General features: G+C 62.5%; 12 protein-coding genes. 9 read left to right on the top strand and 3 right to left on the bottom strand.

Annotation, left to right across the window (positions count from 1 at the left end):
• Position 1: 1 nt before the first annotated feature.
• A complete protein-coding gene (hpnE, locus tag DNK49_RS13865; RefSeq protein ID WP_110525546.1) occupies positions 2-1,309 on the top strand; it encodes a hydroxysqualene dehydroxylase HpnE in 1,308 nt (435 codons plus the stop codon).
• Between the two features lie 148 nt (positions 1,310-1,457).
• On the opposite strand, the gene DNK49_RS13860 is transcribed toward hpnE, so the two are convergent.
• Positions 1,458-2,174, bottom strand: a complete 717-nt coding sequence (locus tag DNK49_RS13860) for an ABC transporter ATP-binding protein (protein ID WP_110525543.1) — start codon at positions 2,172-2,174, stop codon at positions 1,458-1,460.
• Between DNK49_RS13860 and DNK49_RS13855 the strand changes: the two genes are divergently transcribed.
• Complete coding sequence (locus DNK49_RS13855; protein ID WP_110525540.1) at positions 2,158-2,781, top strand: arylesterase; 624 nt, start codon at positions 2,158-2,160, stop codon at positions 2,779-2,781. The genes DNK49_RS13860 and DNK49_RS13855 overlap by 17 nt on opposite strands.
• A gap of 17 nt (positions 2,782-2,798) precedes the next feature.
• Here the strand turns inward: DNK49_RS13855 and selD are convergent, their stop codons facing one another.
• Positions 2,799-3,839, bottom strand: a complete 1,041-nt coding sequence (gene selD / locus DNK49_RS13850; RefSeq protein ID WP_110525537.1) for a selenide, water dikinase SelD — start codon at positions 3,837-3,839, stop codon at positions 2,799-2,801.
• A gap of 55 nt (positions 3,840-3,894) precedes the next feature.
• On the opposite strand from selD, the gene mnmH reads away from it, so the two are divergent.
• On the top strand, positions 3,895-4,947 hold the full coding sequence (gene mnmH / locus DNK49_RS13845) for a tRNA 2-selenouridine(34) synthase MnmH (RefSeq protein WP_110525640.1): 1,053 nt from the start codon (positions 3,895-3,897) through the stop codon (positions 4,945-4,947).
• Here the strand turns inward: mnmH and DNK49_RS13840 are convergent, their stop codons facing one another.
• Complete coding sequence (locus tag DNK49_RS13840) at positions 4,948-5,544, bottom strand: class I SAM-dependent methyltransferase (protein ID WP_110525534.1); 597 nt, start codon at positions 5,542-5,544, stop codon at positions 4,948-4,950.
• Between the two features lie 156 nt (positions 5,545-5,700).
• On the opposite strand from DNK49_RS13840, the gene DNK49_RS13835 reads away from it, so the two are divergent.
• The 6 genes from DNK49_RS13835 to hslO all read left to right on the top strand — a co-directional run bounded on the left by DNK49_RS13835 (position 5,701) and on the right by hslO (position 14,822).
• Positions 5,701-7,362 carry a sensor histidine kinase gene (locus tag DNK49_RS13835; RefSeq protein ID WP_243632367.1) on the top strand — a complete coding sequence of 554 codons (1,662 nt, stop codon included), beginning with the start codon at positions 5,701-5,703 and terminating at the stop codon, positions 7,360-7,362.
• A gap of 196 nt (positions 7,363-7,558) precedes the next feature.
• A complete protein-coding gene (locus DNK49_RS13830) occupies positions 7,559-10,246 on the top strand; it encodes a bifunctional acetate--CoA ligase family protein/GNAT family N-acetyltransferase (protein WP_110525528.1) in 2,688 nt (895 codons plus the stop codon).
• Positions 10,247-10,250: 4 nt separating this feature from the next.
• Entirely contained in the window at positions 10,251-11,096 is an 846-nt protein-coding gene (locus tag DNK49_RS13825) for a D-hexose-6-phosphate mutarotase (RefSeq protein ID WP_110525525.1), read from the top strand.
• 126 nt (positions 11,097-11,222) lie between these two features.
• A complete protein-coding gene (locus DNK49_RS13820) occupies positions 11,223-13,568 on the top strand; it encodes a Tex family protein (protein WP_110525522.1) in 2,346 nt (781 codons plus the stop codon).
• A 25-nt stretch (positions 13,569-13,593) separates the two neighbouring features.
• Entirely contained in the window at positions 13,594-13,962 is a 369-nt protein-coding gene (locus tag DNK49_RS13815) for an ArsC family reductase (RefSeq protein ID WP_110525519.1), read from the top strand.
• Positions 13,962-14,822 (top strand): Hsp33 family molecular chaperone HslO, encoded by an 861-nt coding sequence (gene hslO, locus DNK49_RS13810; RefSeq protein WP_110525516.1) that lies wholly within the window; start codon positions 13,962-13,964, stop codon positions 14,820-14,822. The genes DNK49_RS13815 and hslO overlap by 1 nt, the downstream gene beginning before the upstream one ends.
• The last annotated feature ends 67 nt before the right edge of the window (positions 14,823-14,889 follow it).

Below are 14,889 nucleotides of genomic sequence, written 5' to 3'. Positions count from 1 at the left end.
AATGGTGCCGACAGTCGCAGTCATCGGTGCTGGCTACGCGGGCATGGCCTGTGCTGTGGAGCTTGCGCGTGCAGGCATCCATGTCACCGTGTTCGAGCGCTCGCATGTGTTGGGCGGGCGCGCTCGCGTGGTACGCAAGGACGGCTGGGTGGTCGACAACGGCCAGCACATCCTGATCGGGGCTTATACCGAACTGACCCGTTTGCTGCGACTGACTGGCGGCAGCCCGCGCCAACTCGAACGCCTGCCGTTGACGCTGCATTTTCCGGGTCATCTCAATCTGCGCGCTGCGCCTCTGCCGGCCCCTTTCCATCTAGCCCTCGGTCTGCTGCTGGCCCGCGGCCTGGATGGCCGGGATCGTCTGGCCATGCTCAGACTGATGCGCATGCTCAAGCGCAACCGCTTCCGCCTGCCTGCCGAACTGACGGTGGACGGGCTGCTGACCACGACCCGGCAGACCGCGCGCTTGCGCGATCTGGTGTGGGTGCCGCTCTGCCTGGCCGCGCTCAACACACCCAGCGCCGAAGCGTCGGCGCAGATCTTTGCCAATGTACTGCGCGACAGCCTGGGGGCGTCTGCCGCGGCCAGCGAACTCCTGATACCGCGTGTTGATCTGTCGGAGCTGTTCCCGGTTCAGGCCGCGCGTTATCTCGCCACCCGTCGTGGCAAGCTGCGTACCGGCAACCCGATTGCCGGCATCCACCCGGGCGAATACGGCCTGACGCTCGACGGCGACCCCAGCGGGCAGTCCTGGTCCCATGTGGTCCTGGCCACTGCGCCCTACCATACGGTGACGCTACTGCGCTCCACAGGCCAGGCAGATCGCCTCGCAGCTCAGATCGAGGCCTTGCCCCACGAACCGATCACCACGCTCTACCTCGCGTTGGGCGACACCGTAAAGCTGCCTGATGCCATGATCGGGCTGGCGGACGGACCCGCGCAGTGGGCGTTCGATCGTGGTCGCCTGGGTGGGCCAGCTGGCCTGCTGGCCTGTGTGATCAGCGCCAGCGGTGCGCACGAAAACGTAGAACATGACGCACTGATCGTCGCCGTCCATGCTCAGCTCGAGCGCGAACTCGGCACACGGCTACCCGCGCCGCAGTGGTCTCAGGTCATCGTCGAGAAAAGAGCCACATTCGCCTGCCGCACCGGACTGATGCGGCCTGGTATACAGACTCCGGTGTCCGGCCTGTGGCTGGCTGGCGACTACATCGAATCCGACTACCCCGCCACGCTGGAATCCGCAGTCCGGTCCGGCGTAGCCTGCGCCGACGCCATCAAGCTGCGCATCCTGCCCAAATCGAACTGAGCGCAATCTCCACCCCGATACGTGTGAGCGGCCAGGATGCGGTCTGGGGTCAGACTGATCTGCCGTATTTCAAGGAGAAATCATCACAGGCTGAACGCCTTGCCGTCCGGCTCGCAACCGCCCCCCGAAAAGGCCAGAGTCTGCGTGTTCAAGCCGGCTCCGGCATCACCTCGACCATCCGTCCGGCATTCATCCTCAGGATGCGGCCGCAACGACGGGCAAGTGACTCGTCGTGCGTGACCAGGATCAAGGTCGTGCCCGCCTCACGGTTCAGCGAAAACATCAGCTCGATGACCGCCTGCCCGGTTGCTGCATCCAGGTTGCCGGTGGGCTCATCGGCCAGCAGCAGTGCAGGGTTGGCGGCAAAGGCACGGGCCAGCGCCACGCGTTGTTGTTCGCCGCCTGACAGGTGCTTGGGGTAATGGCGCAGGCGGCTGCCCAATCCGACCCGTTCCAGCCAGTGACGCGCAATCGGCTCTGCTTCGTCCGCATCGGCCAATTCCAGTGGCAGCATCACGTTTTCCAGCGCGGTGAGCGCAGGTAGCAGCTGAAACGACTGGAACACGAATCCGATCGATTCGCCACGCAGCGCAGCACGGGCATCCTCGCTGAGCGCGAACAAATCGGTTCCCTGGATGCGAACACGTCCCCCCACCGGAACATCCAGGCCCGCGAGCAATCCTAGCAAGGTCGATTTACCAGAGCCGGACGCGCCGACAATCGCTACCGACTCACCCTTGCCCACCGAAAAACCCACGTTATCGAGAATCAACAGCTCGCCCTGCCCATCTGCCATCGTTACACTTTTGCGCAGACCCTCGACCTCGATGACCGGACTGGAGAATTCAATGCTGCTTCGATCCATGCTTGCATTCCTGCTGGTAATGTTTGCCACCGCCGCCCAGGCGGCGACGATCATGGTGTGGGGAGACAGCCTGTCAGCCGGCTACGGCCTGAAAGCAGGTGAAGCCTGGCCCACCTTGTTGCAGACGCGGCTCGATGCCCAAGGGTTCCGTCATCGTGTGGTCAACGGCAGTGTATCCGGAGAAACCTCGGCAGGCGGACGTTCGCGTCTGCCCGCCGCTCTGGCCCAGCATAAACCCGACATCGTGATTCTGGAACTGGGCGCAAATGACGGCCTGCGCGGCTTACCGCCCAAGCTGCTGGCGCAGAATCTGGAAGCCATGATCGCCGAGTCAGGCAAGATCGGCGCCAAGGTGCTGCTGATCGGCATGCAGATGCCGCCCAACTACGGCCCGGCCTATACTCGCCAGTTCACGCAGACGTTTACCGATGTCGCCCGCACGACCAACACGCCTCTGGTGCCCTTCCTGTTCGAGGGCTTTGGCGACCGTGCCGAACTGTTCCTGCCCGATGGCATTCACCCCACCGCCGAGGCCCAGCACATCATTCTGGACACCGTATGGGCCGGCCTTCAGCCCATGCTGAAGACGCTCAGTGCCAGACGCTGACGCGGGCGCCACACCAATCAGGCGAAACGAACCACGCTATCGCCCCGAACCATCCGACCGATCACCTTGCCAGCCGAACCCTGAGTGCGCTGGATCGTCTCGAGCACCTGAGTCGCAGCACTGGCTTCGCAGGCGATCAACAAACCACCGGAGGTCTGTGGGTCGGTCACCAGCTTTTGCTGCCACTCACCGAGTGCACCGTCCAGCTGGATCGATGTTCCGTAGCTTGTCCAGTTGCGGGTCGACGCGCCGGTGGCAACACCCCCTTTGACCAGATCCCGCGCTTCGGCGATCAAGGGCAAGGCGTCGAAATCGACCATCGCCTGCAAGCCGGAGCCCCTGCACATCTCGAGCAGATGGCCGGCCAGGCCAAAGCCGGTCACGTCGGTCATCGCGTGGACGGCCTCGCATTCGGCCAGCGCAGCGCCCGCACGGTTGAGCATCGTCGTCCAGCGGATCATCTCAGCGTACGCCGCCTCGCTCAGCAAACCCTTCTTGAGTCCGGCCGAGAGGATACCGACCCCCAGTGGCTTGCTCAGAATCAGCACATCATCTTCGCGCGCGCCTGCATTGGTGCGCACCCGCGCGGGGTCGACCACACCGATGCCGACCAGTCCGTAGATGGGCTCGAGCACGTCGATGGAGTGTCCGCCTGCAACCGGAATACCTGCCTCACGGCAGACTGCCGCCCCACCCTCGAGGATACGTCCGATGACCTCAGCGGGCAGTTTGTCCAGCGGCATGCCAACGATCGCAAGCGCCATGATCGGTGTGCCACCCATGGCGTAGACATCAGACAGGGCATTGGTCGCAGCGATACGGCCGAAATCGTAGGGGTCATCGACGATCGGGGTAAAGAAATCGGTGGTTGCCACCACCGCCTGACGGTCGTTCAGGCGATAGACCGCCGCATCGTCAGCGGTGGCGGTTCCCACCAGCAGGTCAGCGGGCAAAAGACCGGGTGGCATCCGCGCCAGCAGGTCGGACAGCACGCCGGGGGCAATTTTGCAGCCACATCCGCCGCCGTGGGAGAATTGGGTAAGTTTGATCGAATCCATGACAGGAAGGAGTATGCGACACTGACCGCAGGTGCTGGTCAGTGTCGTAAAAACCATGCAGAAAGGCGCCGCGACCGTAGCACAGCTGGAAGAGTTTGACGAGATCATCGATGCGCGCACGCCCGCCGAATTTGCCGAGGATCACATTCCCGGAGCGGTGAACCTGCCAGTGCTGGACAATGAACAACGTATCGTCGTCGGTACGATGTACAAGCAGCAGTCTCCCTTCGAGGCGCGCCGTATTGGCGGCGCCATGGTGGCCGAGAACATTGCCCGTCATGTCTATGGGTACATGCAAGGCAAGCCCAAACGCTGGCGCCCGCTGATCTACTGCTGGCGTGGAGGCCAACGCAGCGGCGCCTTCACTACCTGGCTGCGGATGATAGGGTGGGACGCACACCAACTGGTCGGCGGCTACAAGACCTTTCGTCACCACGTCATCGCCACGGTCGAGCAACTCACGCCACAGCTACAAATGCGTGTGGTCTGCGGTGCAACTGGCAGTGGCAAGACGCGTGTGCTTGAGGCACTGGCGCGGCAAGGCGCACAAGTACTGGATCTGGAGGATCTGGCCGCCCACAAGGGGTCGGTACTGGGGGCGCTGCCCAGCCGCGATCAGCCGGCCCAAAAAGCATTTGAAACAGCCATCTACGACCGGATCCGCCATTTCAGAACCGACCAACCCGTCTTTGTTGAAGCCGAGAGCCGCAAGATCGGCCGTCTGCACCTGCCAGAGGCGCTGATCGAGCACATGCGGCGCTCGCCCTGCGTCGCCATCGATGCCACGCCCGAAGCACGCCTGGCCTTTCTGGTACGTGACTATGCCTATCTGGGTGACGACGTAACCGCGCTGTGCCGCAACATCGAGCGTCTGCGCGGACTGCAGAGCAACGAGACGCTCTCGCGCTGGCTCGATCTGGCGCGCAGTGGCCAGCTTGAAACCCTGTTCGGCGAACTGATCGCCCTGCACTACGATCCGCTCTACCAGCGCTCGCAAGGCGGCAACTTTGTCACGTTGTCCAGCGCTCCGCGCATCCTTGTCGACGATCTATCGCCAGCAGGCGTGGAGGCCGCGGCGCAACGCATCCTGTCTGCCCTGCCGACCTGATCAGGGGAGCGGCACTTCTGTAATTGCCTGGGTGCGTGCGGCACAGATGCGCTGCACCACGGCAAGCCGTGGAACGGACACCACGCCCTGCTCAAATGCCACCACATGCAAGCCGGCGACGCGCACCAGCAACTCACCCGGCTGCAGCAGAAAATCCGGATTACTCGGTTTGCCAAAACGCTCATTACCTTGCATGAACGTTTCGTAGATCAGCACGCCACCGGGTGCCAGCGCCTGCAGCAATAATTCAAGGCGCGGACGAAAGAGATAGTTGGTCACCACGATGCCATCGAAGGACGAGGACTCGTATGGCCAGTCACCGGACTCGAGGTCGACCTGCCGGGCATGAATGCCGGGCACGCCAGACACGCTGGACAAGGCCACCGGGTCGCGATCCACCGCATCGACCTGATACCCTTGCTGTGCCAGCCAGCGAGCATGGCGGCCACTGCCACAGGCATGATCAAGCACCCGCCCACCCGGGCGGATCAGGCACGCACAACGAGCGACCCAATCGGAAACGTCCCCGCCCCCATGTGGAGGAACGTGTGCTTCGGTTGGGCGAGGGTTGATGAAGTTCGAGTCGAATTGAGTCATGATTCTGTTGTGAAGGCATAATTCCGGGCAGACAATGTCCCGGTCGTCAGTGGATAACACCATTCTAAGGGAGTCCGCCATGACAGAGTCACCGCCGTCGCGTTTCGCGCCAGATCGTCAGCGAGTGCCCTCGATTTGACCCGGACCCGCGAGTTCATGCGTATGCCCCGCTTGCCCACCCTCTTCGTCGCCGGATTCACGCCATCGGCATACGCAGACACCCCTCTAGACGGGGCGGGTTCCGCCATGCTCGCTGTCGTGGTGTTGGCAGGGCTGCTCTGGTATCTGCTCCGCTCGGGACGGATCACACCAGGGCGCCGAACGGCGGGTGATGAAGATCTCAATCGCTTGAATGACCTGCTGTCGATGACGTCGGACTGGCGTTGGGCGACCGATACCACACACCGCTACACCCATATCGGCGAAGGCTTTCGCGACCTGACCGGGCTTGACCCCTCCAGCTTGATTGGACAGCGCCCTTGGGACATTCCCTGGGATGGTCTGGGCGAGGCCTTCTGGGCCAGCTACAAACGCCGTTTGGGTCGCCGGGACGTGGTCAGCGTCGTGCTCGCCCGGCATGACGCGAATGGCCAGCTGCGCCAGTTCGAGCTGCTTGGCAAACCCTATTACGACGGCCCCGCGTTCTCCGGTTACCACGGCATCGGCCGTGACGTTACCGAGCGGATGAAGACTGAACGGGCGCTGATCGAAAGCCAGCAGCGCTACCACGAAGTGGTCGAATCGGTTAAGGAAGTCATTTTTCAGACCGACAACGAAGGGACGCTGACCTTTCTCAATGGCGCGTGGCGTCGAATCAGCGGATATCGTGTGGAGAAAAGCCTGGGGCGACCACTGGGCGAGTTCCTGCATCCTGATGACCGCCCGACGATCGAAACCGACTTCAAACGCGTGACGGCAGGCGTACTGGGTGAATTCAGCTGCCAGTTGCGCTTGCGCACCCGCAAAGGTGAAATCCGATGGATCGAGGCCGCCGTCCGACCGATGCCCGGTAGCAATGGCCACCATCGCGGGCTGGCCGGCACGCTGGACGACATTTCTGCACGCAAGGTCGCTGAACTGACGCTGCGCAACGTCAATCAGGAGCTGGAAGCCCGTGTTCGATTGCGTACTGCCGAACTCGAGGCTTCGAACCGTGAGCTGGAGGCCTTCTCATACTCCGTGTCGCATGACCTGCGCGCTCCATTACGCGCCATCGATGGCTTCACCCGCATTCTGGAGGAAGACCTCGGCGATCGACTCGACACCGCACTGGCCGAACATCTCGATCGTATCCGGCGTGCCACTCAGCGCATGGCTCACCTTATTGACGCACTGATTGAACTGGCTCGCCTGACCCGCCAGCCCTTGCACAAGGAACAGGTCGATTTGTCCGAGTTGGCCTTGCAGATTGTTGACGAACTGCGTTCGGAAGAGCCCGACCGCGACGTGGAAATCGAGATTACCCGCGACATCGTGGTCAACGCCGACCGCGTATTGGCACGCGTGCTGTTGGAGAACCTGTTGCGTAATGCCTGGAAGTTCTCCAGCGAACGGACACCCGCACGCATCCAGTTTGCCGTTGACCTCAAGAACGACCGGCGGGTGTTCTGCATTCAGGACAATGGCGCAGGATTCGACATGGCCTTTGCCTCCAACCTGTTCCGTCCGTTCAGTCGGCTGCACAGCAATGCCGAGTTCTCCGGCACCGGCATTGGCCTGGCCACAGTACAACGCATCATCCAGCGACATGGCGGCACGATCTGGGCGGAAGCCGAGGCTGGCCAGGGAGCCCGGTTCTGCTTCACCTTCGGAACCTGATCAAATGTCATGCACTACGCAGTGTTTCGCCACCCTGAACAGCGCTGTCGGTCTGCAGATGACGGCCTCGGGAAATCCCGAACCCCTGCGCGTTGTGCACTGCAGTATAATTCCCTGAACTCCTCTCCTCCATGCCTATACTTTGTAGGTTACGCCCCGCTGCTCCGTGACCCAAATCTCGCAAGGGCTTCCTCTCATGAAAGAAAAACACTACCTTACCCCGCTCCTCGAGCCCCGCTCGGTGGGGGTCATCGGCGCCAGCGAACGCGAAGGCTCGCTGGGCAGTGTGCTCATCCACAACATGCTCAATGCCGGCTTCAAGGGGCGCCTGTTTGCGATCAACCCCAGGCACGAAACCGTGCTGGGCGTGCCCTGTTACAAGTCGGTGGAAGACGTTCCGCATCGTCTCGACCTCGCGGTGATTGCCGTCCGTGCCGACAAGGTCGCATCCGTCGTCGATAGCTGTGGCCGTGCCGGCGTCAAGGCCGTCATCGTCCTGTCGGCAGGCTTTGCCGAAGCTGGCCCGCGCGGCGCGCTGCTGGAGCGTCATGTCATCGAAGCTGCCCGCCGTCACAAGATTCGCCTGCTCGGCCCCAACTGCCTGGGCATCATGCGTCCCGAACTGGGCCTCAACGCCACCTTCGCCCATGCATCGGCCAGCAAGGGCACCATTGGCCTGATCTCCCAGTCCGGCGCACTCTGTGCCGCCATCCTTGACTGGGCTCGCCCCAATAACGTCGGCTTTTCTGCGGTGGTCTCACTCGGCTCGTCCAGCGACATCGACTTCGGTGAGGTGCTCGAGTACATGATCTCGGACCCACGCACCGAGAGCATCTTCCTTTACGTCGAGGGTATTCGCGATGCCCGCCGGTTCATGAGCGCGCTGCGTGGCGCAGCTCGGGTCAAGCCGGTGCTGTTGATCAAGGCCGGACGCCATCCGGACGTTTCGCGCGCAATTCTTTCCCATTCTGGTGCGCCCATCGGTGACGATGATGTGTTCGATGCGGCACTGCGCCGCGCCGGCGTCATCCGTCTCTACAACCTGGGTCAGCTGTTTGCTGCTGCCAACGCGCTGTTCTCGCATTTCCGGCCGCGCGGCAATCGCCTGGCAATCATTACCAACGGTGGTGGGCCAGGCGTCATGGCCGCCGACCGGGCGGTGGATATCGGCATTCCGCTGTCCGATTTTGCCGAAAGCACCATGGAAAAGCTCAACGCGGCGCTGCCGGCAGGCTGGTCGCGCGGCAACCCGATCGACATTCTTGGCGACGCCGACCCCGAACGTTACCGCAAGGCGTTGCAGGCCGTACTCGACGGCCCGAACGTGGATGGCGTACTGGTGATGCTGACCCCGCAGGCGATGACCAAGCCGACCGAAGTTGCGGAAATGGTCATTGAGCTTGAAAAAGCTGCCGACAAGCCGGTAGTCACCTGCTGGATGGGCGAGGATCTGGTCGGTGAATCGCGCCGCCTGTTCATTGAGGCCGGCATTCCCACCTTCCGCACGCCAGAACCGGCAGTCGAGCTGTTCAGCCATATTTCGGCCTACTATCGCAACCAGAAGCTGCTGATGCAGATGCCGGCTTCGCTGTCGCATCTGTCCCCGCCCTCGATCGAAAGCGCCCGTCTGGTGATCGAGACCGCGCTCGGCGAGCGCCGCAACCGTCTCAATGAGATGGAATCCAAGGCGCTGCTGGCGGCGTTCCGCATTCCGATTGCGCAGACCGTCGTTGCGCGCTCGGCCACCGAAGCCATGGTGCTGGCCGAGGAAATCGGCCTGCCGGTGGTCATGAAGATCGACTCTGCCTCGGTCATCCACAAGTCCGATGTCGGTGGCGTGCGCCTGAACCTGACCAGCCTGGCTGCGGTGCGCTCGGCCTATCAGGAGATCCTCGAGGCGGTCAGGAAGAGCCAGCCCGACGCCATCATCAATGGAATTTCGATCGAGCCGATGATCCAGAAGCGCAACGGGCGCGAACTGGTGATCGGCGTGCGTCGAGACCCCGTGTTCGGCCCGGTGATCAGCTTTGGCGAAGGAGGCAACCAGGTCGAGGCCAACCGCGACATTGCGGTCGCATTGCCGCCGCTCAACAGCTACCTGGTGCGCGACATGATCCGCTCCACCCGGATCGCAACCCGCCTGGCCGAGTTCCGCAACCTGCCGGCCGTCGACATGGATGCACTGGAGCTGGTGTTGCTGCGGGTCTCGGAAATGGTCTGCGAGCTGCCGTGGATCACCGGCATGGAGATCAACCCGCTGATCGTGGACGAAAACGGTGCCGTGGCAGTAGACGCCCGCATCGTCGTCGAGAACGTATCGCCTACGGCCGATCGCTACGATCACATGGCGATCCACCCCTATCCGTCGCACCTGATCAGCAAGTGGACGGTACCCGACGGCACCGTGGTCACCATCCGCCCGATCAAGCCGGAAGACGCCGATCTCGAAATCGAGTTCGTGCGCAAGCTTTCGCAGGAAACCAAGTACTACCGCTTCATGAACACCATGCGCGAACTGCCACCGGCGATGGTCGCGCGCCTGACCCAGATCGACTACGACCGTGAAATGGCCTTTGTTGCCACCATGGATGTTGACGGCGTCGAAACCGAGATCGGCGTCTGTCGCTACGCGGTGAACCCGGATGGCGAGTCCTGCGAATTCGCGGTGGTTGTGGCCGATGACTGGCAGCACCGCGGTCTCGCCCGCAAGCTGATGAGCGTGCTGATCGAAACCGCGCGCAACCGTGGCTTGGCTTACATGAACGGCGTCTTCCTGTCGAACAATGATCGCATGCTCAAGTTCGTTTCCAAGCTGGGCTTCATCCTGACCAACGACCCCGACGACAACACCGTCAAACACGGCGTACTGCCGTTGCAGGACTGAGCGGATGGCCCACGGTATCGAAAGCATCGACTTCAATGGCCTGCCCGCACTGCGTCTGCAGGCGGGGGGCGCCAGCGCCATTGTCAGCCTGTTTGGTGGCCAGGTCTTGTCGTGGACCCCGCGCGGCGGCAAGGAATGGCTCTATCTGAGCGAAACCGCAAAGTTCGACCGCAGCACGCCAATTCGAGGCGGCGTTCCGGTCTGTTTTCCGCAGTTCGCCGATCTAGGCAAACTGCCCAAGCACGGCTTTGTGCGTACCGTGGACTGGATGCTTGCCGACCGTCGGGTGGATAAGGATTTTGCCCTGATCCAACTGCGTCTGGAGGACAGCGCGGAAACGCGCGCGCTGTGGAATCACCCGTTTGGGATCGAACTGACGATCAGCATCGAGGACAACCGGCTGGATCTCGAGTTCGAAGTGGATAACCGCGGCACCGATGTCTTGTCCTTTACGGGTGCGCTGCACACCTACCTTCGCGTACGTGAGGCCGAGGAAGCCCGGCTGGAGGGACTCTACGGCTTCACCTATCGTGATTCCGCCAACGGCAATGCGATCAAGCGCGAAACAGGCGACGCCTTGATGGTGGACGCCGAAGTCGATCGTGTCTATCGCCAGGTCAACCGGCCGCTGCTACTGCGCGACGGATCACGCACACTGGGTATCAACACCGAAGGCTTTCCCGACGTGGTGGTGTGGAATCCTTGGGAAACACGCTGTGCAGCCCTCGCCGACATGCCGGACAACGGCTTCAGGCGCATGTTGTGCGTGGAGGCAGCCGCTGCCGATACGCCTATCACCGTCGCTGCCGGTGAGCAGTGGTGGGGACGCCAGACCCTGATCGCGCTCTGATCAGCACGAACCATTTCGGATGGAGGCGGACCAAGCGGGTCGCCTCTTGCCCTGCGGGCACGCTTGCTGCACCATCGCGCCCTTCCTGAAATTTCATGCACCGTGCTTGCGCCGGTGGACATGCCCATGCTACCCCCGATCGAACACCGAATTGCCGAAGAGCTCGGCGTTACTCCACGCCAGGTGATGGCGGCCGTGCAACTGCTGGATGATGGTGCCACCGTGCCTTTCATCTCGCGTTACCGCAAGGAGGCCACCAACGGCCTGGACGATACCCAGCTGCGAATGCTGGAAGAACGTCTCGGCTATCTGCGTGAACTCGAAGATCGCCGAGCAACCGTCATTGCCTCGATCGAGGAGCAGGGCAAGCTGACCGCCGAACTGCGTGCCGAGATCGAGCATGCCGACACCAAGCAACGGCTGGAAGATCTCTACCTGCCCTACAAGCCCAAGCGTCGCACCAAGGCCCAGATCGCACGCGAAGCCGGCATCGCCCCCCTGGCAGATGCCCTGCTCGCCAACCCGATGCTGGAGCCCGAGACCGAGGCAGCCAACTATCTGAACGCCGAAGCGGGCTTTGCCGACGTCAAGGCCGTGCTCGACGGTGCCCGTCAGATCCTGATGGAACAATTCGCCGAAGATGCGACCTTGCTCGGCGAGCTACGGACCTACCTGCACGAACACGGCGAGGTCCGCTCGGCGGTGATCGAGGGCAAGGAAAACGAAGGTGCCAAGTTCCGCGACTGGTTCGACTTCCGCGAACCCATCGCTTCAATGCCCTCGCACCGCGCCCTCGCCCTGCTGCGTGGCCGCAACGAGGGCGTGCTGCGACTCAGTCTCGAGATTGACCGCCCGGACCCCGATGCCCCCCATCCTTGCGAAGGTCGGATCGCCGCACGTTTCGGTATCCGTAACCAAGGCCGGGCGGCTGACCGCTGGCTGGCCGATACCGTACGCTGGACCTGGAGCGTCAAGGTTTCGCTACACCTCGAGCTCGAGCTGATGGGCGAGTTGCGTGAACGCGCCGAAGAGGAAGCCATCCGCGTATTCGCGCGCAACCTCAAGGATTTGCTGCTTGCCGCACCGGCGGGCAGTCGTTGCACCATGGGGCTTGACCCCGGCATCCGCACCGGGGTCAAGGTCGCTGTTGTAGACACCACCGGCAAGCTGGTCGATACCGCCACGGTCTATCCGTTCGAGCCGCGCCGCGACCGCGAATCCTCGCTCGCCGCGCTGGCAATGCTGGCAAAAAAGCACGCCGTGGAGCTCATTGCGATCGGCAACGGCACCGCCTCGCGTGAAACCGATGCCCTGGCGGCCGAACTGATGTCCCGTCATCCGGAACTGAAGCTGACCAAAGTCATGGTGTCGGAAGCCGGCGCCTCGGTGTATTCGGCCTCTGAGCTGGCCGCACGGGAGTTCCCCGACGTCGACGTCAGCCTGCGTGGCGCCGTCTCCATTGCCCGCAGGCTGCAGGACCCACTGGCCGAACTGGTCAAGATCGATCCGAAATCGATCGGTGTTGGCCAGTACCAGCATGACGTCAATCAGGGCAAGCTCGCCAAGAGCCTGGACGCCGTGGTCGAGGATTGCGTGAATGCCGTTGGTGTCGACGTCAATACCGCTTCGGTGCCCTTACTCGCCCGCATCTCGGGTCTCAACAACACCCTAGCCTCGAATATCGTCGAGTATCGCAACGCCAACGGCCCGTTCCGCTCGCGTGACGTGCTCAAGGCCGTCCCGCGGCTGGGTCCGAAGACGTTTGAGCAGGCGGCCGGCTTCCTGCGTATTCCCAATGGGGACAATCCGCTGGACGCATCCTCGGTTCACCCCGAGGCTTATCCGGTGGTCGAGCGCATCCTCAGCCGGGTGCAGAAAAGCGTGCGCGAACTGATGGGCAACGGCAGTTTCCTGAAAGCGCTGAAACCCGCCGAGTTCACCGACGAGCGGTTTGGCCTGCCTACCGTGCAGGACATCCTGGCCGAGCTGGAGAAGCCCGGTCGCGACCCCCGCCCAGAGTTCCGAACTGCCACCTTCCGCGAGGGTATCGAAACCGTCAAGGATCTGCAGCCGGGCATGCTGCTCGAAGGGGTGGTCACCAATGTCACCAACTTTGGTGCCTTTGTCGATATTGGCGTGCATCAGGACGGTCTGGTACACATTTCCGCGCTGTCGAACACCTTTGTCAAGGATCCTCACAGCGTGGTCAAGGCCGGCCAGGTGGTCAAGGTCAAGGTGCTGGAGGTCGACATCCCGCGAAACCGTATCGCCCTGACCATGCGGATGACTGACGAGCCGGCGGCCAAGCGTAGCGAGGCACCATCAGCTCGTCAGGATCGGACTAATGAGCGTGGCAGCCGCCCATCGGGCGCGAACCATACCTCGCGTCGTCCGCACGATGGCGGCGGCAAGTCGAGCCCGGCTGCGGGCAATGCCTTTGCCGAAGCCTTTGCCCGCGCACGCGGCAAGTAATCCCGATCGATCAGGAGATTTCGTGATGGAAACCGTGATCTACGGCATCAAGAACTGCGACACCATGAAGAAGACCTTTGCCTGGATGGCAGAGCATGGTGCCGCTTACCGCTTTCACGACTACCGCAAGGACGGCCTCACTTCGGGCAAGCTCCACGACTGGAGCAAGGCACTTGGCTGGAAAACCCTGATCAACACCCGCGGTACCACCTGGCGCAAGCTCAGCCCCGAAGAACAGGCAATCGACACCCAGAGTGCCGCCGTGCAGCTGATGCTGGCCAACCCCAGCCTGATCAAGCGTCCAGTCATTGAAACCGCATCAGGCCATCTATTGGTCGGATTCGATCCCGCACTGCTGTCCAGTTTCATCAAACCCGCGCAAGGAGAAGCCTGATGAGCCCCCTGCCCTCCAGTTACGTCCAGCGCTTCCTCCTTGAAGACCTCGACATCCGCGGGGCCGTGGTCCGGCTCGACGATGTGTGGAAGGCCATGCAGCATGATCGCGCCTATCCTCAGGCGGTCGCTCGTCTGCTTGGTGAAATGTCTGCAGTGTGTGCGGTCATCACCGGCAATCTCAAGCAACAGGCCCGCCTGACTTTCCAGGTACAGGGCCACGGGCCGGTCAGCCTGCTGGTGGTCGACTGCAATGAAACGCTCAATCTGCGCGGCTACGCCAAAAGCGAGGGCCGAGTGGCAGGTGACACCCTGAACGATCTGGTGGGTGACGGCCGCCTGCAACTGTCGCTCGACATCGAAGGGATGGAACAGCCCTACCAGAGCCTGGTACCGCTCGAAGGCGACAGTATTGCCAGCGTGTTCACCCATTACCTTGAGCAGTCCGAGCAGCAACCCACCGGGCTGTGGCTAGCCTGTGACGAACAGGCCAGTGCCGCGCTCTTCATCCAACGCCTGCCCGGTGCGGATGCACGGGATGCCGATGGCTGGTCGCGCGTCCTGCAGCTGGCCAGCACCATCCGTAGTGACGAGTTGCTGGGTTTGCCGCCTGAAACCATCCTGCGTCGCCTGTTTGCCGAAGAGGACGTCCGCCTCTACGACCCGCGCCCGGTAACCCACAACTGGCCTCCAGAGCCCGAAAAGATTGCCGCCATGCTGCACAGCCTGGGCGAAGCCGAAGTCCGCGAGGTGCTTGCAGAACATGGAGAGGTCAGCGTTCACGACGAGCTCTCCAACCACACCTACCGCTTCGACGCCGACGATATCGACGCGCTGTTTCGACCGCCAACGCTACATTGAACCCCCAGACGACGCATCGAACATGCAGGTTTCTTGCCGTAAACGACGGCGATCAGTAAACTCGCGC

The sequence above is a fragment of the Parazoarcus communis SWub3 = DSM 12120 genome, assembly GCF_003226565.1.
GTDB lineage: Bacteria > Pseudomonadota > Gammaproteobacteria > Burkholderiales > Rhodocyclaceae > Parazoarcus > Parazoarcus communis.
This window is presented reverse-complemented; position numbering and strand designations above follow the sequence as displayed.

What these genes read in the sequence shown, in the direction of transcription:
- hpnE (WP_110525546.1), top strand. Translation starts at nt 2, where the DNA reads ATGGTGCCGACAGTCGCAGTCATCGGTGCTGGCTACGCGGGCATGGCC.
- DNK49_RS13855 (WP_110525540.1), top strand. Translation starts at nt 2,158, where the DNA reads ATGCTGCTTCGATCCATGCTTGCATTCCTGCTGGTAATGTTTGCCACC.
- DNK49_RS13860 (WP_110525543.1), bottom strand. Translation starts at nt 2,174, where the DNA reads ATGGATCGAAGCAGCATTGAATTCTCCAGTCCGGTCATCGAGGTCGAG.
- selD (WP_110525537.1), bottom strand. Translation starts at nt 3,839, where the DNA reads ATGGATTCGATCAAACTTACCCAATTCTCCCACGGCGGCGGATGTGGC.
- mnmH (WP_110525640.1), top strand. Translation starts at nt 3,895, where the DNA reads ATGCAGAAAGGCGCCGCGACCGTAGCACAGCTGGAAGAGTTTGACGAG.
- DNK49_RS13840 (WP_110525534.1), bottom strand. Translation starts at nt 5,544, where the DNA reads ATGACTCAATTCGACTCGAACTTCATCAACCCTCGCCCAACCGAAGCA.
- DNK49_RS13835 (WP_243632367.1), top strand. Translation starts at nt 5,701, where the DNA reads ATGCGTATGCCCCGCTTGCCCACCCTCTTCGTCGCCGGATTCACGCCA.
- DNK49_RS13830 (WP_110525528.1), top strand. Translation starts at nt 7,559, where the DNA reads ATGAAAGAAAAACACTACCTTACCCCGCTCCTCGAGCCCCGCTCGGTG.
- DNK49_RS13825 (WP_110525525.1), top strand. Translation starts at nt 10,251, where the DNA reads ATGGCCCACGGTATCGAAAGCATCGACTTCAATGGCCTGCCCGCACTG.
- DNK49_RS13820 (WP_110525522.1), top strand. Translation starts at nt 11,223, where the DNA reads ATGCTACCCCCGATCGAACACCGAATTGCCGAAGAGCTCGGCGTTACT.
- DNK49_RS13815 (WP_110525519.1), top strand. Translation starts at nt 13,594, where the DNA reads ATGGAAACCGTGATCTACGGCATCAAGAACTGCGACACCATGAAGAAG.
- hslO (WP_110525516.1), top strand. Translation starts at nt 13,962, where the DNA reads ATGAGCCCCCTGCCCTCCAGTTACGTCCAGCGCTTCCTCCTTGAAGAC.